General features: G+C 47.9%; 14 protein-coding genes. 9 read left to right on the top strand and 5 right to left on the bottom strand.

Annotation, left to right across the window (positions count from 1 at the left end):
* The first annotated feature begins 12 nt into the window (after positions 1–12).
* The 6 genes from F4X88_19305 (at position 13) to F4X88_19280 (ending at position 8366) form a co-directional block, all read left to right on the top strand.
* Complete coding sequence (locus F4X88_19305; protein ID MYA58431.1) at positions 13–1266, top strand: TIGR03087 family PEP-CTERM/XrtA system glycosyltransferase; 1254 nt, start codon at positions 13–15, stop codon at positions 1264–1266.
* 20 nt (positions 1267–1286) lie between these two features.
* The gene (locus F4X88_19300) at positions 1287–3314 is read left to right on the top strand and encodes a polysaccharide biosynthesis protein (protein MYA58430.1); all 2028 of its coding nucleotides are present in this window, start codon (positions 1287–1289) and stop codon (positions 3312–3314) included.
* Positions 3315–3336: 22 nt separating this feature from the next.
* A complete protein-coding gene (locus F4X88_19295) occupies positions 3337–4005 on the top strand; it encodes a sugar transferase (GenBank protein ID MYA58429.1) in 669 nt (222 codons plus the stop codon).
* 202 nt (positions 4006–4207) lie between these two features.
* Positions 4208–5074, top strand: a complete 867-nt coding sequence (sppA, locus tag F4X88_19290) for a signal peptide peptidase SppA (GenBank protein MYA58428.1) — start codon at positions 4208–4210, stop codon at positions 5072–5074.
* A 109-nt stretch (positions 5075–5183) separates the two neighbouring features.
* The gene (locus F4X88_19285) at positions 5184–6350 is read left to right on the top strand and encodes a hypothetical protein (GenBank protein ID MYA58427.1); all 1167 of its coding nucleotides are present in this window, start codon (positions 5184–5186) and stop codon (positions 6348–6350) included.
* 51 nt (positions 6351–6401) lie between these two features.
* The gene (locus tag F4X88_19280) at positions 6402–8366 is read left to right on the top strand and encodes an ABC transporter ATP-binding protein (GenBank protein MYA58426.1); all 1965 of its coding nucleotides are present in this window, start codon (positions 6402–6404) and stop codon (positions 8364–8366) included.
* A 368-nt stretch (positions 8367–8734) separates the two neighbouring features.
* Here F4X88_19280 and F4X88_19275 read toward each other — a convergent pair whose 3' ends face one another.
* Positions 8735–9310, bottom strand: a complete 576-nt coding sequence (locus F4X88_19275) for a pentapeptide repeat-containing protein (protein ID MYA58425.1) — start codon at positions 9308–9310, stop codon at positions 8735–8737.
* 180 nt (positions 9311–9490) lie between these two features.
* Between F4X88_19275 and F4X88_19270 the strand changes: the two genes are divergently transcribed.
* The 3 genes from F4X88_19270 to F4X88_19260 all read left to right on the top strand — a co-directional run bounded on the left by F4X88_19270 (position 9491) and on the right by F4X88_19260 (position 14016).
* A complete protein-coding gene (locus tag F4X88_19270; protein MYA58424.1) occupies positions 9491–11125 on the top strand; it encodes a sigma-70 family RNA polymerase sigma factor in 1635 nt (544 codons plus the stop codon).
* Positions 11126–11144: 19 nt separating this feature from the next.
* Entirely contained in the window at positions 11145–12416 is a 1272-nt protein-coding gene (larC, locus tag F4X88_19265) for a nickel pincer cofactor biosynthesis protein LarC (GenBank protein MYA58423.1), read from the top strand.
* Positions 12417–12750: 334 nt separating this feature from the next.
* Positions 12751–14016 carry an FtsX-like permease family protein gene (locus tag F4X88_19260; GenBank protein ID MYA58422.1) on the top strand — a complete coding sequence of 422 codons (1266 nt, stop codon included), beginning with the start codon at positions 12751–12753 and terminating at the stop codon, positions 14014–14016.
* Between the two features lie 30 nt (positions 14017–14046).
* Here the strand turns inward: F4X88_19260 and F4X88_19255 are convergent, their stop codons facing one another.
* From F4X88_19255 to F4X88_19240, 4 genes are all read right to left on the bottom strand, one after another.
* Positions 14047–15861 (bottom strand): RecQ family ATP-dependent DNA helicase, encoded by a 1815-nt coding sequence (locus F4X88_19255; protein ID MYA58421.1) that lies wholly within the window; start codon positions 15859–15861, stop codon positions 14047–14049.
* Positions 15862–15868: 7 nt separating this feature from the next.
* Positions 15869–16681: a glycosyltransferase family 2 protein gene (locus F4X88_19250; GenBank protein MYA58420.1), complete on the bottom strand. Its 813-nt coding sequence runs from the start codon at positions 16679–16681 to the stop codon at positions 15869–15871.
* 149 nt (positions 16682–16830) lie between these two features.
* Complete coding sequence (locus tag F4X88_19245) at positions 16831–18345, bottom strand: sulfatase-like hydrolase/transferase (GenBank protein ID MYA58419.1); 1515 nt, start codon at positions 18343–18345, stop codon at positions 16831–16833.
* Positions 18346–18367: 22 nt separating this feature from the next.
* On the bottom strand, positions 18368–19201 hold the full coding sequence (locus tag F4X88_19240) for a sugar phosphate isomerase/epimerase (protein MYA58418.1): 834 nt from the start codon (positions 19199–19201) through the stop codon (positions 18368–18370).
* Positions 19202–19383: the final 182 nt, after the last annotated feature.

Here is a 19383-nt window from a genome sequence, read left to right as displayed (position 1 = left end):
ATAGTTAAAAAGATGAAGATTCTATTTTTAAGCCTCCGATGCCCATATCCACCACATCGGGGCGATCGGATCCGGTCTTACAATTTTATTAAACAACTTTCGAAACAACATGCCGTAACACTCGTTTACTTTGCAGAATCTGGAAACGATATTGAATCCGCGAAGCATTTAGAACCCTTTTGTGAACGCGTAGAATGGGTCCGTTTTCATCGTTCTTTTGCCTTCATGAATACAGGGATCCACTGCTTATCGCGTCGTCCACTTCAGTTGCATTACTGGTACTCACCCCAGATGCAACGGAAGATTAACCAACTCCTCGAACAAGAGAACTTTGAACTGATTCACGCACAACTCTTTCGGATGGGACAATACGTGACGGAAGTCCAGGGTCCCACCAAAGTCTTAGATTTGTGTGATTCATTGGCACTAAATCTGAGCCGTCGCGCCGAACTGGAAAGCAATCCGTGGCTCGCGAAAATTAAATTAGATTGCACTCCAAAGCGTTTTTTGGTAAAATTAGAGGAAAAGCGGGTCCGGCGTTACGAAGTCAACATTATGAAGGCTTTTGACTGCGGCACTGTTGTCGCACGTTTTGATCAGGACTATCTCCTAAAGCAGGACAACACTCTAAATCTGTCGATAGTTCCAATGGGGGTCGATCTCGGATATTTTCAACCGAAGTCAGCAGCACAATCCACACCCTTGATGCTCTTTACCGGAACAATGAACTATTTTCCGAATTCGGATGCCGCAATCTATTTTTGTAACGAGATTTTTCCGCGTATCCGCGAGAGTCATCCGAACGCGCAATTTTATATAGTAGGCAATCATCCATCGGATCAGGTAAAGCGGCTTGAGACACAGGACGGTGTAGTCGTCACAGGTTATGTTCCAGACATCCGCCCCTATTTTGAAAAGGCGTCTGTTTTTGTTGCCCCTTTACGGGCAGGATCAGGCATACAAACAAAAAACCTGGAGGCAATGGCGATGGGAGTGCCAGTTGTCACAACCTCCGTTGGTGCAATGGGGTTAGAGGCAGACATCGGCAAGGAATTACTCGTTGCCGATACACCCGCCGACTTTACGAAACAGGTCGTTCATTTACTGAATAATGTGCATTCGCGAGAGACTTTCGCGCAAACCGCCAGAACTCGCGTCGAAACCAATTATAGTTGGGAAGCCATCGGCGAACGCTTAGAGCATGTCTATGCACAGGCAGTTCATACACGGAAAAGACATGTCAAAGTCCGAACCCACACTGTTTAACCGCAAGGAATAATTAAAATATGGATAAACCCAAAATAAAATGGAGTTTTACAATTGTTGTTGATGTGCTGCTCGTCAATCTCGCATTTCTATTCGCTTACTTGACAGGTAAGCAACTCGGTTTTGATTTTTTAGAACAAGCTACAGGACTCTCCACCATACTGCAGAGTGCTGATATATCTCCCTTCCAGCCACAGCATATTACCGGATTCGGTATCGCAGCTGCTGTCACAATAGTCCGCGTCGGTTTACTACTAGCTTTCAATCTCTACAAACCGATATGGCAATACGCCACTGCTAAGGAATTTCGCGCCTTGGCAACAGCGATTATCGTCGCGACTGTAGGACTTATTGGGCTGTCCATGCTACTAAAAATCGCTTGGATCCTTTTCTTAATCGATGGATTTTATAACTTCGCACTCATCGGGTTTACCAAATTTTCAGCGCAAATCTTCCAAAGAGACAAAGGAACGATACATAGGAGACCCCAAAGCAATAAAAGGGCAATAGGACTACACGCCGAATCACAACCGTCCATGCAAAAACCGCCAACAAAAGTCCTTATTGTTGGCGCAGGTGAAACGGGGATCGGTGTGCTCCGCGCCCTTAGAAACCACCCTGAAAAAGGCTACGTGCCAGTCGGCTTTATTGACGATGCACCACACAAGGTGGGCAGAAGTGTCGCAGGGCTTGAAGTCTTGGGGACGACCCGCGACCTAACCTATATCGCTCGCAAGCGTGAGATTGATGAGGTCGTCATCGCTATCCCTTCAGCACCAGGCGGCAAAATTCGTGATATTATCCGACAGTGTGAATACCGGGACTGTCAGTTTAAAATCGTCCCGAACATTCATGCCATCCTTGAAGGACGAGCCAGCGTCAGCCAGATTCGGGAAGTCCGATTTGAGGATCTTTTGAAACGGTCTACCTCGCAAATGGACCTCGCGGAGGTCTCTAAATATCTCTCAGGAAAACGCGTGATGGTAACGGGAGCGGGCGGCTCAATCGGATCCGAACTTTGTCGACAAGTGGCGAAGCTGGACCCCGAACTCCTCATTCTCTTCGGGCGGGGTGAAAACAGTCTCTACCATACAGATATAGAACTCCGGGAATTCGAACCATACCTTAATCGTGCTTTAGTAATTGGCGACATTCGGGATAACGCTAAAGTTTCACAAGTTACGCGCAAATACCGTCCTGATATTATTTTTCACGCTGCTGCACACAAGCATGTTAAATTCATGGAAAACCATCCCGATGAAGCCGTTAAAAACAACATACTTGGCACGCAAAACCTCATCAATACCGCGATTGAGCATGAGGTAGAGGCTTTCATACTCGTCTCATCGGATAAAGCTGTGAACCCAACGAGCGTTTACGGTGCCTCCAAACGTGTGACAGAGAAATTGGTGCAATGCAAAGCAAAGCAGAACCGCACCCGATTTATCGCAGTCCGCTTCGGAAACGTTATTGGGAGTCGGGCAAGTGTAATTCCCAATTTCAAACGGCAGATCGCTAAGGGCGGTCCCGTCACCGTCACACATCGCGAAGCGACACGCTACTTCATGACCATCCCGGAAGCAGTCCAACTCCTCATCCAAGCAGGAGCTATGGGAAACGACGGTGAAATTCTCATGTTAGACATGGGGGACCCCATTAAAATTCTTGACCTCGCCCAAGACCTCATCCGCCTTTCGGGACTTGAAGTCGACACGGACATCAAAATTGAATTTACAGGTTTAGAACCGGGCGAAAAGTTGTACGAGGAGCTCCTAACCCCTCAAGAAGGCGTTACAGCCACAAAGCACCAGCGTATTTTCGTCGCACAATTGGAGCAGATAGCAGAACGCCAACTCCTCGCCCAGATAGAAGAACTCTCACAACTCGCAGACGCATTGGATTCAGAAGGCATTGTTACTAAATTCCAAGAATTGGTCCCAACATACCAGCCGAACCGCGCCTTCCTCACTGAAGATGATGCAGATGGTGCGTCTGAGATTATCCAGTTTCCTACGGAAACGGAAACCGTCAGAGCAAGCCGCCGTTAGTCCCGAAAAATAGGATAAGCGCATGCCTCATACCAAGCGTTTAACCACAGAAATTCAAGATGATATAGAACCGAAACGTGACTGGGCGAAACGGGCGTTCGATCTTCTATTCGCTACCATTGGACTCGTGTTTCTCTCTCCCTTTTTTCTCCTGGGGAGTCTGCTCGCAAAATTGCAATCAAAAGGACCTGTATTTTACAAAGCAAAACGCGTCGGTAGGGGCGAAATCATCTTTGAAATGTATAAATTCAGGACTATGGTCGTAAACGCCGATACGCTCGGCGGTAGTTTGACAACCTATAGGGATCAACGCATTACACCGATGGGTCGGTTCTTGCGGTGGACGAAATTGGACGAACTCCCAAACTTAATCAACGTTATCAAAGGCGAAATGAGTCTTATTGGACCACGGCCGGAAGCACCCGATTACGTCAAGTACTACACGCAGACGCAGAAACGGGTCTTACAAGTAAAACCAGGGATGACGGGTCCATCACAACTCGCGAACCGCGATGAAGAGGTGAAACTCAAAGGGCACCCCGATGCAGAGCATTACTACATAACAGAGTTAATGCCAAAAAAACTTGCATTGGATCTCCACTACATTGCAACGCAGAGCATCGCTGCTGATGTCGGATGGTTGCTAAAAACCTTTTGGGTGGTTATCTTCGCGCCCCACCGCTCCAAATGATATTTTTGTTAAACCCAAGGTATGTAGCCTGCAACAATACGCAGAAATACCGGATTTAGTCTCGGAATAGACTAAATCCATACGCAAGTCGCGCGTGGACTTGCGGGACAATGTATTACATTGCAAAGACACGCAGGCGGATTTGAGGGACGCACTTCAAAGTCCAAACGCACGCTGTTCCTCCGCAAGGTATAATTAAAAAATGAGAAAGAGACGTGTTTACATTATTTTAGGAACTATCATCGCGCTGTTCTTCGTGCTGCTGTTTTTACGGTCAATGGGCAGCAACGTGTCAATAGGAGAAAAGGTCGCAGTCGTAGACATTACGGGTATTATCTCAGGCTCAGATGACACAATTAAACTAATTCACACTTACCGCGATGATCAAAGTATCAAAGCAATTGTCGTTAGAATCAACTCCCCCGGCGGCAGTGTCGCCCCGGTCCAAGAGATTTACAGCGAATTGAAGAAAATAGAGAAGCCTGTAGTCGCTTCAATGGGCGGGAGTGCGGCATCTGGCGGCTACTATGTCGCGTGCGCCGCCGACACGATCTTCGCAAACCCCGGCACCTTGACAGGTAGCATCGGCGTTATCATGCAATTCACGCAACTAAAGGGTTTATACGACAAAGTCGGCTTAGGGCATCAAGTCATTAAGAGCGGCGACTTTAAAGATACAGGTTCACCTTTCCGCGAGTTGACGGAACAGGAACGAGCCGTTCTCCAATCCACTGTGGACGATGTTTACAATCAATTTGTGGATACAATCTTTGAGGCACGGGGGAATCACTTAACGCGCGACGAAATTGTTGCACTTGCAGATGGACGCATTTTCTCTGGAAAGCAGGCGTTAGATTCAAAGTTACTGGACCAACTCGGTAATCTCCCTGATGCGATTGAAACCGCCGGAGCGTTAGCAGGTATTGAAGGCAAACCCAAGGTCGTGCGTAAGGAGAAAAAGACATCGCTCCTTGAGCAACTCGTCGGAATTAAACAGATGCCCCCTTTGGATGAAATGTTGAGCCTCCCCGGTGTCACCTTTCGTTATGAAATGCACCTTGGCAAATAGCCGTCAGTGAATAGGATCTGCAAAAGATTGTTATGATTATCAGATTTATCCTAATGATCGAAGATCTCATCATGGTAAATCACATAAATCATAAAAACCTTGGTCAAAAATGAAGGACACCTATCAAGTTAACCAACACTGGGAAAAACTTGAGAGTCGGATTGTCAAACCCCAACAGGTTGTACTTGTGATAGGGGCAACCGATGTTGGAAAATCGACCTTCTGCCGTTTTTTGGTGGATTCTGCCGTTGATCGGGGACTGAAAACCGTCTTTGTGGATACAGATGTCGGACAATCTCAAATCGGTCCTCCCACTACAATCGGTATGAAATCCTTTGATCCAGAAAGTTCCCCTGTTCAGTTCAATCGCATCGCCGACCAGTTGTATTTTGTCGGGGATTTGTCGCCACACAGGCACTCTCTTGAAGTGCTAACAGGAACGCGGTTGATGGTAGATCACGCTCGTGAAACCGAGGCTGATTTCATTATCGTCGACACGAGTGGTTACATTCACGACGCACCCGCTGTTATTCTCAAACGACACAAAATTGAACTCACCAGACCCAACCATGTGGTATGCATCGGTCGTTCCAGCGAATTGGAACAGATAACCGCATGCTACCGTCAACAGGACTGGCTCGATATTCATTATCTGCTTCCACACCGAAATGTTCGATCCAAAAGTAGCAAGGCACGCAGCCGATACCGAAAAACCCAATTTGAGGCATACTTTGGCGCTGCTTGCGAGCCAAAGCTTGCTGTTGAAAGTGGCACAACTTGTGGGTTTCCAAAGATTGCTGTTAGAAGTGGCGAAGCGTGTGAGTTTCCAGAGCCTGTTCTACAGAAATCCCAAAATAGTATCCAATCCCTACCGTTTGAACAGATTCGCGGGGAGCGCACCCCTTTCTTTATCGGACGCATCGCAAATGAGAAAGAATTGAAGATACTCTCTCGACTCGCCGAAACGCAAATTGACCACGCCGAATGGGGACATCGCACCTTGTGTCTCGTTGCGTCAGAACCGCTTTCCAAAGCAACGATTACCCACATCAAAAACTATTTAAGTTTGACGCACGTCACAACAGAAGTCCACACTTATTTTGAACGCCGCTTGATTGGCTTAATCGATACCGCCGGTAATACCTACGCCATTGGGATTATCGAGGCGGTTGATTTCCAAAAGCGAGAATTCAGTATCCGTTTTCCATTGTCAAAGGGAGACGATGCCGTGAAGCAGGCATGTGCCATTCAATTTGGCAGTTACCAATTGAGATGAAACAAATCTGTTGCGTTGCGCTCCGGTTCAGATCCAAGGGATAGACTCGGCATGGATAAAAAAACTTTCACAAAAAACCCAATCTTTACTCGATTCGTCCGGTATCACGCCCCCTACACCGGTTCCCTTCTCTTGGCAATGGCTTTCGCCTTGGTAATTGCTATGTGTGAATTAGGGGCTGTTCAGATTTTAGCCGATACAATTAATACACTTGAAATTGTCGGTGGAAACCCATTCGACGAGACTGTATCCATCCGATACTTTCAGCGCGAACGTCTGTTTGCTTTTGAAGGGTTCGAGATATTATTGGTAGATGCCGGTGATGCTCTCAAAGCCTTCCTATGGCTTCTCGGTGGGTTGCTTATCCTTGTATTCATCAAGGGGTTCTTCGTTTACGGTAACGATTACGTGATGGCGCGGGTCGGACACAAACTATCCTTCCGACTGCGGAACGCCCTTTATGAACGTATGGTCTCTGCCCCTTTAGGCATCTTACGTGAAGAACGCACTGGCGATCTCATGGCACGCGTCACAGACGATGTCCGGGTGTGGCAAAATCTCGTCGCCGCGATGGCGAACATCATCCGCGCTGTCGTTCTTGTGAGTGTCTTTGTCTCTGTGATGCTGATCACAAGTTTCAAACTCACCCTGTTCGTCCTGCTTATTCTCCCATTTCTTGCTTACTTCATCACATCTATCGGTGCCCGAATTCGGGGTGCCAGCATAGAAATTCAGCAGCAGAGTGCAAATATCTATTCGCAACTCAAAGAGACACTTGCTGGTATCAAAATCATCAAAAGTTTTACCTCTGAACACGCTGAAACCAAACGCTTCCGAGCCATCAACTGGGATCAGTACTGCTCAGCGATCCGACGCGCCCGTTTCGCCGCACTTCTCCCACCAACGATCGAATGGTTGGGTGCCCTCGGTGTGGCAACTGTTTTCGGGTTGGGCTGCTGGCAGGTCATTATAGGACAACTCTCCACAGGATGGTTTATCGGCTATGTTACAATGGTCAGCTGGATGTTCAAGCCCATTAAAACCATTGGCAGCGTCAATAGTGCCTTACAACAGTGCCTTGTCTCTGCAGAACGGATCTTTTATCTCCTCGACTTCGGACCAGAGATGCCTCAAGAGAACGACGAACGTCAGTATAATCTCCGTCCGAAATCTACGGAGGCACGCCATCATGATAATCGTGATCGCGGAACCCTCGAAGAGGATACAGCAGGCGGAATTCAACTGCAAAATATCCACGGCACTGTCACATTTCAGAACGTCTCTTTTTCCTATCCCCAACCTTTAACAACAAATTCGGGAAATCCCCACCCAAGATCGAAACCCGTCATTGACAACATAACCTTTGGAGCGAAGTCGGGAGAGGTTGTAGCACTTGTCGGACCGAGTGGCAGTGGAAAGACAACGCTCCTTAACCTACTGTTACGGTTTTATGAGGTGAGTTCCGGGAGAATCCTGATTGACAATGTCTCTATTTCCGAAGTAAATTTGGAAGTCTTGCGACAAAATATCGCGCTTGTTCCACAGGACACCTTTCTATTTGATGGCACGATTTTGGAGAACATCGGCTACGGATGCCCAGGTGCCACTGAGGAGGCGATTATTGCTGCAGCGAAAAAGGCAAACGCTCACGAGTTTATTACGAAAACCTCGCAAGGTTATAAGACCCCTATAGGTGAAGCGGGTATGAAACTCTCAGGAGGGGAACAGCAACGCTTGTCTATCGCCCGTGCCCTCTTAAAAGATGCACCGATTCTCATCTTAGATGAAGCCACATCTTCATTGGATACACACTCTGAAGCACTCATCCAAAAATCGTTGGTAAACCTGATGGAGGGGAGAACCAGTTTTATTATTGCGCACAGGCTTTCAACCGTGGTTCGGGCTGACAAAATTCTGGTTATCAAGGATGGGGAAATTCTGGAGACTGGAACACACGAAACATTGTTAGCAAGCGGAGGGTTGTATCAAAAACTCTGTGAAATGCAGCTCAGCTAATCCTAAAATTCGGAGGTGCCGACCGCTGATTGCTACTTCTATATTCCTATAGGAGCGATCTCTCTTAACTCATAACTGACGACTGGTCACTATTTCGTAGGAGCGATCTCCCGGTCGCGATTTCTTACCTTTTCGAGTATACTCTTAAATATTTACAAGATGCCCCGTAGATTATCGAAACTCTAAAAAAAAAAATGCAATTTGGGTAAACCTCTTACCCCTTGTTAACGTCACACATATTAGAAGAACGCGGTCCGTGCTATTCAATTTTTTGCAATCTCAATTTCCAATTGGTGGATGAGATCGGTAGATCGATATGACATCGACGAAATGGGTAGACGCTATGGCGAAAACAAAAAGCCTCGTGTTTAATTTCGCCCCTTTTTCGTAATAGCACCTTCAAGATCGGCTTCACGATAGACGGCTTCAGAGAGGTCAACCTCATATAGATATGCATCTTTGAAATTGGCGCCGAGTAAGACAACACCTATCAGCTTGATTTCACCGAAAATTGCCTCTCCGAGGTTCGCGTTCTCAAAACTGGTGAGTGAACCGAAGGGTCCCGACACCTCGCATCTTGGACAACCAAGGGTAGCACGACGCAGATCAGCACCTCGGAAGTTCGTCCCACAAAGCAGACTTCCGCTGAGAAACGCACCACATAGATTCGATGCTTCAAGGTTGGTATCCGTTAAATTAGAACCGACCAAATACGTCCGATGTAAAGTCGCGCCGGAAAGATTCGCGCCGGAAAGATTCGCATCGTTGAGATTCGCATCCGTTAAATCCGCGTTCTGTAGATCAGTCCCGCTCAAATTCGCTTCCGATAAATCAGCACCTATGAGCGGTTGATTCGCTAAATCTAAGTTTGCCAGATTTTCACCAGAAAGAGATTCACCGGCTTGACACTTTTTAATTATTTCATTCTGTGTGAGTTGAGCCATTAATTAACTGCCTCCAGTCTGATACTCCGTTTTAGGGGGCTGCTTGCAAGCCAATTATATTATTTAGAAGGTATACGAATAAATTATACATAGTAGCATACCATATACGCAATTAAAAGTTAAACTTTTTTTCATACTAAAGCCCCAGCGGGGCAATATGTCTATAGGGAGGTTGGAGACATGAGAGACTATTACCCGGCATACGCAATAGAATCTGAACTTTTTGCAGAGGATGAAGAGAGGGAAGAAAACCCTACAGAATCACCAAGGGATGAGACCTTTGCGTACCTACAGAAAATTGCAAAGACCCCTTTGTTGGAACCTGAGCAAGAAACCACACTCTTTGAAAAATACCGAGAAGGTTTCCAGGCGTTTACCAACCTGCTAAATCAATTCCCAGATTGGATGATAGCCTCGCTTAACATTGCTGAGAACCCTACTTCAGACAAAAACCGAAAATTAGAACCCCCACAATCAGAACACGGATTCATTATAGACCAAGTCCGCGCCGAAATCCAAGCACTTGGGGTCCTATTGGAAAAATTAGAGGCGAAGGCAAATTTATTGGAACAAACACGCTGGAAAATCTTTGAAGAAAACTTATATCTCCTACAAAAATATGTTGACCCTACTGCATCCCCCGAATTGATGCAGGTCGGAGGCCTCGGACTCTTGAAAGCTATTGACGATAGCGGCACAAAGCGGGGCACGGAATTTCGGACATACGCTCGCAAAGCGATTCGCAGCAACATCAGTACCTTTAACAAAAAAACTACGAAAGTGCGGCAACGACAGACCGAGTTCCCTTTGGCAGAAGCACATCGGATCCCTGAACTCTCTCGTATCGCAGCAGCATGTTTTGACAAAGAACAGGAGTCCTTGGCTTTTCAAGAATTCGACGTTATCCGCCACGAAGTCGAAACACTCTTGGAGGAATTACCTGCCGATATGTTAGGCGGACGGATGATGACCTGCAAGCCACATACACTCCGGTTTGTACTTGAGGACATCCGAAGGGAATTTGCACATGTCAGGTGGTTGGCGGAACAATTGGAAGCAGCCGACCAAGTCACACACGGAACGAAACTAAAAATTGTCGAAGCAAATCTGCGACTTGTCGCCAGTATTGCCAAACAACATCATTTTAGTAAAACATCCTTAACCTTCCTTGATTTGATGCAGGAAGGCAGCCTCGGATTGATGCGAGCCGTAGATAAGTTCGACCACACCCTCCGATTCCGATTCAGCACTTACGCCACTTGGTGGATTATGCAATCCATCAAACGCGCCCTCGATCAGCAAGGACAGATGATCCGGGTTCCCTGCTATATCGGCGAAGCCCGTCGCGCCATTAAGCAGGCACAATCAGATCTGACAGCCCAACTCGGACGTGAACCGACTACGACTGAAATTGCAAAAGAGGTCGAACTTACAGAAAAAAAGGTTTCCGAAATTTTCAACGCCACAAAGGATCCGGTTCCGCTCGATGCACCGATCAATGAAGACTCCCCGGACGGTTCGTTTTCCGAACTGATTCCGGATCAATCTCAAATTACACCTGAAAATTACTTGCTCGATTATGCAAAAATCGAGGTTATTACGGAGGTTCTCAACCGAACGCTCAATCCTCGTGAGACACAGGTGATTATTCTGCGATACGGTTTAATGGACGGTACCGAGTATACCTTAGCCGACATCGGAAACAAACTTCGGATTAGTCGTGAACGTGTCCGGCAGATAGAGGTTGAAGCCATTGCTAAGCTCAAACGACACGACTCAAAAACACTGCTCCAAGACTTACTTCAAGATTTCTAAAGAGGATGACTATAATATAGTGAAAATCGCGTATTTCGACTGTTTCTCAGGTATTAGCGGCGATATGACACTGGGTGCCCTCGTCGATGCTGGCGTTCCCCCCGAAATGCTTAGGGAGGGATTGTCTACGCTCAAACTCGATGCCGAGTTTAGTCTACACTTTGAAAAAGCAAAGAAACACAGCATTACCGGGACCAAAGCGATTGTGGAGGTGCACCCTGCACACACCTCACACGCAGATTCACACCATGAGCATGGGCATCACCACGAGCACGGACCCGCTCGTCATCTCTCCGATATTTTCAAATTGCTTGATGACAGCGGTTTAGACCCAGAAATTCGGGATACCGCCAAACGCGTCTTTGACAGGCTCGCCGAAGCAGAGGCGAAGGTTCACAACATGGACAAAGCCGACGTTCATCTCCACGAGGTGAGTGGCATCGATTCAATTGTGGACATCGTCGGTTCTGTCATCGGTTTGACCTATCTCGACGTTGACGCAGTTTACGCATCACCCCTTTCTCTCGGTAGGGGCTTTGTCCAATGCGCTCACGGACGCATGCCTGTTCCTGTCCCCGGCACAATGGAACTCCTAAAGGGTCTTCCGATTCATCAAACCGATATACCCAAAGAACTGGTAACGCCGACGGGTGCTGCACTCATTACAACATTATCGCAGGAATTCGGTGCCATGCCCCACATGCGATTGGATCGCGTCGGGTACGGTGCTGGCACTCGCGACCTTGAACAACGACCCAACCTCCTCCGCCTCTGTCTCGGTGAAAAGATTTCAAGTGGCGGTTTACAAACGACCCACCATCACGCCGAAACTGACAGCGTGGACATCATTGAGACCAATGTGGACGATATGTCGCCAGAGATTACGGGGTATGTCACCTCTCAGCTCTTTGAAGACGGCGCGCTTGATGTTTTTCTCACACCCATTTTCATGAAAAAGAACAGACCCGCCACACAGATAACAGTCCTCTGTCCTACGACCCATCGCGATAAACTCATCGAACGCTTGCTCACCGAAACCACGACCTTTGGCGTCAGATTCTCGTCTGCCAATCGGGTCAAACTACGGCGCAACTTCATCTACGTCAAGACGCGGTGGGGAACAGTTCGAGCGAAACGTGGGTATCTCAACGACATCCTTATTAAAACCGTTCCCGAATATGAAGATTGCAAACGGCTTGCGGAACAGAACAACGTCCCCCTCCGACAGGTCTATGCGCAGGCACTCAGTAACCTCAATCCTGTTGATACTGTAGATCGCTCTGAAACCTAAACTCACCCCTCCAATTTGTTTTCTTCCGTTTCACATACTCCAGAAAACTGGTTTTTATCTTTTTTAAGCCTTTTTGCCGAGAATCCGCCTCTATATAACCACAACAACGTCCGACGAGATGAATTTTCAAGTGAAAATGAGGTTTAAACACCTGTGATTCTTTAAATTAGCACTTGAACGAGACGTGTTGAATTCCTTGAAAGTGCATCCAAAGGTCTGTATAAGTGATTATCGGTTCTCGGTTTTTGGTTAAAAGGATGTGTGGCAGACAAAACGTTTGCAACGCCCACGCGTCCCACCGACAACTGAAAACTGACAACTGAAAACCATAACAATGAAATTTCGTGATGCTATCACCGCAGGTATTGCGCATCTTGTCCAAAATAAACTCCGCGCCGGTTTGTCTATTCTCGGTATCTTTATCGGGATTGCCAGTGTGCTGTGCATGATCGCAATCGGCGATGGTGCGAAACTTCTTATCGCCCAAGACATCGATACCCTCGGCGGCGCAAACCAAGTCCAATTCTGGACACGGACCTCTATTTGGAAACGCCGACGGTTGGTTCGACGCACCACTGAACGGTATACCCTTGAGGACGCGCTTGCGATTGAGGCAGAATGTCCGAATGTTCTATATGTCCTGCCCAAACATGAAGGCTACGAAACCTTCGTTACCAGCAGGAATGGGAACCAAGCCAGACCGCTTCTGGAAGGTGTTACGCCAGACTACGCACACGGCATGAGATGGAAGTTACAGTCTGGTAGATTCCTTTCGGAGGGGGATATTGAAGATGCCAAGCAGGTGTGTGTCCTCGGTGCCGATACCGCTACTGAACTGTTTGGAGAGGAATCCCCAATTGGACAGGAGGTAAAGGTTCGGTATCGTTGGCGGGGAGCGACAGTCAGGCTACAGGTCGTGGGGGTGATGAAACCAAAGGGCCGCAGCCTCAGTATCTGGTATTCTTTAGATGATGCCCTTTGTGTTCCCTTAACAACATACCAACAACGGATCACAGGCACCCGCTATCTCGAAGATATGGTCGTCTTTTTTGAAAAAGGGACCGATATTGATAGCATCGTTGATTCGGTTAAGCACATTCTACGTAAAAGGCACCGAGGGAAGGATGACTTTATCGGACTCTGGATAGCAAAACGGACAGCCAGGCGACTTGACCACATTGAAAAAGTGATAAAAATTACTTTAGGGAGTATTGCCAGCTTTTCGCTCTTTGTCAGTGGCATCGGCATCATGAATATATGCCTCGTCTCTGTCGGTGAAAAGACGCGAGAGATAGGCTTGCGGAAATCCGTCGGGGCGAAACGGATTCACATTTTCTGTCAGTTCTTGACGGAATCCATCTGTCTCTGTTTGTCGGGTGCGGTGCTCGGCATTGCAGGAGGCTGGATGGCAGCACACGGTATGGCGCAACTTGCTGTCCGAATTGTACAGGTTGTGCCAGAATGGCCCGTTGTGCTCTCTTTGCCGTGGATATTGACCTCCGTTATCTTCTCAGTTTTCATGGGCATCACTTTCGGGGTCTATCCAGCGATACTCGCCGCTCAGCTTTCACCGATTGAAGCACTCCGCACCGAAAGTTAAATAATGAACAGTTATAGTAAAGACTGAAAACTATTGACACAAATCGCACATCCCACACCGGTAACCTTCGTCAACAGATTCACCGAAATAATTTCGAATCACACGCATTCGGCAGGTCGTCTCTAACGCATAAACGATCATCTGATTGAGTTGGCTCTGTTTTCGGCGAACATAGTCGCCGACCTCAATCTGTTCATCTGTCAGTGTGCTGAGCATTTGACTGTCCTCAAGGAGTTCAATGAGGAGCAAATCTTCCTGCCCCCAGTACTGGATATAACCCTCGCTTTGCAACTCGGCAAGGCCTTCCATGATCTCCTTCGGGTTTTCTCCAACGGCTTCACAGAGTTCTAAAATCGTCTTTGGTTTTCCACCCCGCAATTGACCGAGTAATTCACGCTGGGTTGCTTCCATTGGTGCGCCTGCGCCAATCCAAGATCCGCGAAATCTCACAGAAAGCTGAGACGGCACGTTATACCACCGCTTCAAAAATCCGAGTTTTTCCAGATAACTGAGGCAGACGTGGATTTTTGTCCCTTTAGCACTGCTCATCCACTCCAATTCATCGTTAGAAATTGTGCGATACCTTTCGCTCCCTCTGAAATTTTCAACAACCTTTAAAAGTTTAAGCAAAAACTGCTTATCCGGTGCGCTCTCTTTGATAAACCACTCGTGTAACCCGCGGTCATCGTTACAAAAAAGTAGGATACAGAGGGCATCCTCTTCATCTCTACCCGCCCTACCCACTTCTTGACAATACTCCTCAAGCGTGCCAGTAAGCGTCCAATGCACGATGTATCGGATATCCGGTTTGTCTATACCCATACCGAAGGCGTTTGTGGCAACAACGATATCTAATCCGTTCTCACTATTATCAAAAAAGGCTTCTTGCACGCGGGTGCGTTCGTTAGGTTCAAGTCCAGCGTGATAGAAATCTGCCCGAAATCCGCGTCTTTGAAGAAAGTCCGAGACCTCCTCAGTCTCTCGCCGGCGTCCCGCATAGATGATCCCATTTTTCGGTGAAGTCTTCAGATTCCCCAGACGAATTGGCAGAAGATTTGGGTCCTGATCGGTGAGAAACCTTTCGAGGTGTTGATACTTTTCATCGTCATCTTCACTCTGTTGGACGACCAATTTCAAATTGGGGCGCTCGATCCCTTGTGTAAGGGTGCGCGGTGTTGGTATGTTCAACACGTTGAGGATATCTTCTTGAATCTCTGGGGGTGCTGTTGCGGTGAAAAGTGCGATAACGCGCGGTTGGAGAACGTCAATCGTATCTTTGAGCGATAGATAGGCAGGACGGAAATCGCGTCCCCATTGTGAGATACAATGCGCCTCATCAATGACGAATAGCGAGATGGGAAACGCATTCAAGATGTCCAAGAACCGTCGGCTCCGAAGGCGTTCTGGTGAGATGTAGAGCAGTTTTATTTCATTGCGTCTCAGACGCGCCAATTCACGCTGGTATTCTTCCCAGGTCTGCGTGCTGTTTATGAGCGCAACCGAATGAATCCCTTGCTCTCGTAAGGCATCGACCTGGTCCTTCATCAGTGAAATGAGAGGTGAGATCACGATCGTTATGCCCTCAAGCATCAACGCAGGAAGTTGATAACACAACGACTTTCCGTGTCCTGTTGGGAATACAGCAAATACGTTTTCGCCCTCTAAGATTGCCTCAACAATCTCGCGTTGCCCTTTACGGAAAAAAGTGTAACCGAAGTAGGTATCGAGTGCTACCAAAAGGGGATCTGCTGGCGATTCACAATCCTGTGTCGGAACCCTTGACACATCGGTTTCCGAGTTGAGGATAGCATCTACCTCTTTAAGCAAGTCTCGCAAATTAGACATATTTTCACTATGAAAAGAATCGGAAACGGAGGATGTGAAAAATTGCGGCGACACCATCTTTCCAACTCACTGTTTTCCCTTCATGGTAGTCTCTGCCGCGGTAGGAGATAGGCACCTCAACGATTTTACACTTTCGTCGGGCAAGTTTCGCCGTAATTTCAGGCTCAAAGCCGAACCTATCCGAATACAGCGAAATCTCCTTTAGAATTGATGTTCGGATCACCTTATAACAAGTCTCCATATCGGTAAGCCTTGTGCCATTGACGATGTTGGCAAGGGTCGTCAGAAATTGATTTGCGAGGTAACTGCGCAACAATCCCGTTTGTCGCCCCTCCAGAAACCGAGAGCCGTATACAACATCGGCTTCTCCAGTGAGGATAGGCTGAAGCAATTTAGGATAATCTTCTGGATCATACTCCAAGTCAGCATCTTGGATGAGAGTAATTTCACCCGTGATATGCTGGAATCCAGTCCGAAGAGTTGCTCCTTTTCCTTTATTCACATCGTGATAAAAGACTTTTGCGGAGATATCAGAGGTGTTTTCTGCGGAACTTTCGGATTTCGGGACTTCGCTATCGGAGATAGCATTTTCATTTGAGGGCATCTGGGGTACTGAGATATACTGACGTATCTCGTCTGAATCTGCTTGAATGGCTTCAATTTCCTTTAAAATATCGCGTGTGCCATCTGTTGAAAAATCATCAACGAGAATCAACTCTTTTTTCATACCGATTTCAACACTACCGACCTGTTGCAGGAGTTCTTTTAGACTTGCAACCTCGTTGTAAATCGGAATCACAATGGATAGTGTAGGCTCCATCTGGATGCCCCCAATGTTTTCCCTCTATAAATATATCGTCCCTACGGGACGAAAGAGGATTGGAAATCTGGTTACGGCACACGGTGTGCGCCTCCTATTTTAGTATGATACCCAATCTTTCTTTTTTATGCAAGTCTAAAAATCGAATCCTACGCATACGATAGCCGCTCAACCCTTCTTTCCAATGGTTCCATCGTCTCAAGAATACGACCCATAAGATACATCCTATCTGCAGCGTAGGCACTATTCTCCCACTGATTGACCCGTTCACTCGGATCCTGCTCCAGATCGTAGAGTTCCCCATAAGTGTGCCCACAATACCATGTCAGTTTCCGTGTATCCGTCACAATCGTTTTGAGTCGCAAGCCGCGCGGATCGTCCACACATTCAACCAATACCGAATCTCGGGTGGATGCCGTCCCACCTGTAAGCATCGGTATAACGTCCACACCATCTGTATTTGATGGGGGTGGCAAGCCGATTGCAGAGAGGACCGTCGGGACGATATCAACATGGCTGAAAAGTGCCTGTGTCCGCTGTCCAGCAGGAATCATTGCGGGGAATCGCAGCAACGTTGGCACGCGGACGAGCTGCTCATAATGGAACGGTCCCTTCATCCAGAGACCGTGATCACCGAGAAGTTCACCGTGATCGGTCGTGAAAAGCACTAACATATTCTCTGTCAGTCCGTATGTATCCAAACACTCCAGAATCCGTCCCATCTGCTGATCGATAATCTTCACCATATTGTAATAGTATGCTCTACCAAGACGGGCATCGGCTTCGGAGACCTTGCGATAATCCGCACCACCACCCTGTCCCGCGATGGCAAACGTGCCACGGATCTCCGACTTTTCAAGCTGACCATATCGTGCCTCTAAAAAGTGGGGCGGCTTGTCATCCAACTCGCCTTCGACAAAATCCGGCAGTGAGACGTGCGCTGGATCAACGCGCGCCTCGAATTCAGTTGGAACACAGTGTGGATGATGCGGATCTTGGAAACCGACCGCCAATAGGAACGGCTGAGAGGTGTCTCGGTTTGATAGGAAATCTATTGTCCGATCGGCTGTCCAGACGCTATTATGGTATTTCAGGGGTATATCCCAATCGTAAGCCTCGCCCCCGAACCCCCGTTCACTCAGGCGTGTTGCTTTGCTGTAACTCGCGAACGTTTCCGCAGAAACGCACGAACGCACCCACTCACCGTAATGTCCCGCAACGCCATAAGTCGCATGACCGAGTGCCAGTTCCACCGTCTCAAATCCATAGTAGGGACCCCGGAAATTCGGGTAACGCCTCGTATCGCCGCGGGTTTCAACTGACACTGCCGGGGATGCGCCGAAAGGTTGGAAGTGTGCCTTACCGATGTAGTGCGTGCGATAGCCGACTTCAGCAAGTCGATGTGACAGCAGGGTTTCGTCTTCAGGGACGTTCATGCCGACGTTCCACGCCCCGTGACGACTCACATATCGTCCCGAAAAAATTGAGGCGCGAGCGGGTGTGCAGACTGGATTTGCACAGTATGCCCGTTCAAAACAGACACCTTCAGCGGCGAACTGGTCCAGATGCGGTGTATCTGTAAACGCTGACCCATAGCAGCTCAAACTATCTGTCCGCTGCTGATCGGTCGTGATAATCAGGATATTCGGTTGCTGTGTGCTCATAGTGCTAAAGGTGCTACCTTTCCTATCCACAAAAGGGTTTGAGATAGGTGTAACTCTGCTCCGCTGCGTCTTCAGGCTCCATAATTTCTCGGAATGCCTGATGCACCGTCACGTATCCATCGTAACTGAGCGCTTTCAGTCCGCGAAACACCAGTGGATAATCGATGCCACCTTCGTCCTGCAAACGGATCGGATCGTGCGGGACTTCACCCTGAATCCACGTCAAAAGGCGTGTCTTTCCCTCTGGTCGGCGAATGTGATTCTGAAGATAGACATTGAAAAGATACGGTGAAAAGCGTTTGAGTGTCTCAACACCGTAATCTTGAGCACACAGGTCGAGGTTGGCAGGTTCATAGATGATCCCGAAATTTTTTCTACCCACCCGCTTCAATACATCGACTGAACCCTCTACCGTTTCAAACAGACTTTGCGTATGCGATTGATGTGCCAGACGGATACCGCGCTCAGCGGCTTCATCGGAGGCACGTTGTGCCCATGGGATGTCTGCCTCGACTTTCATCGCAATGCGGATGAGATCCGCGCCAAGAAGTTCCGTTAAATCCAGATAGGGGGTTATATTGCGGAGTCCATCCGGTCCTTGCTCGTTGTTGAGCGGAACAGGAAAATCCCCAGTGATCATTGAGACCTTCAGGTTAAGCGATGCCGCCTGTTTGCGCGCGGCGGTAATGTGCTCCAAAGGCGAGTGGATACCGACTTGGGAGGCACGCATGCAGACTGCCTCGTAGCCGAGTCCTGCTGCCAGTTCAGTCAGTTGTTCAAAGGTATGCGTGGCATCTCTTTTCGATGCCGTTTCTGCGACGCGGACGGAAAGTGAAAGTTTCATTTTTTTAACCATGTGCTTCTGGACGGCGTTTCCGTTGTCAACGCCGATCTAAAATTGTTAAGATTCTGTTTCAGGTTATGAAGGGTCTGTTAACAATTGGAATACTGCAAGGACAACGAGCACGACACAGCTTTAATCGTTTTTTTAACCATGTGCTTCTGGACGGCGTTTCCGTTGTCAACGCCGATCTAAAA

The sequence above is a fragment of the Candidatus Poribacteria bacterium genome (assembly GCA_009839745.1).
Taxonomy (GTDB): domain Bacteria; phylum Poribacteria; class WGA-4E; order WGA-4E; family WGA-3G; genus WGA-3G.
This window is presented reverse-complemented; position numbering and strand designations above follow the sequence as displayed.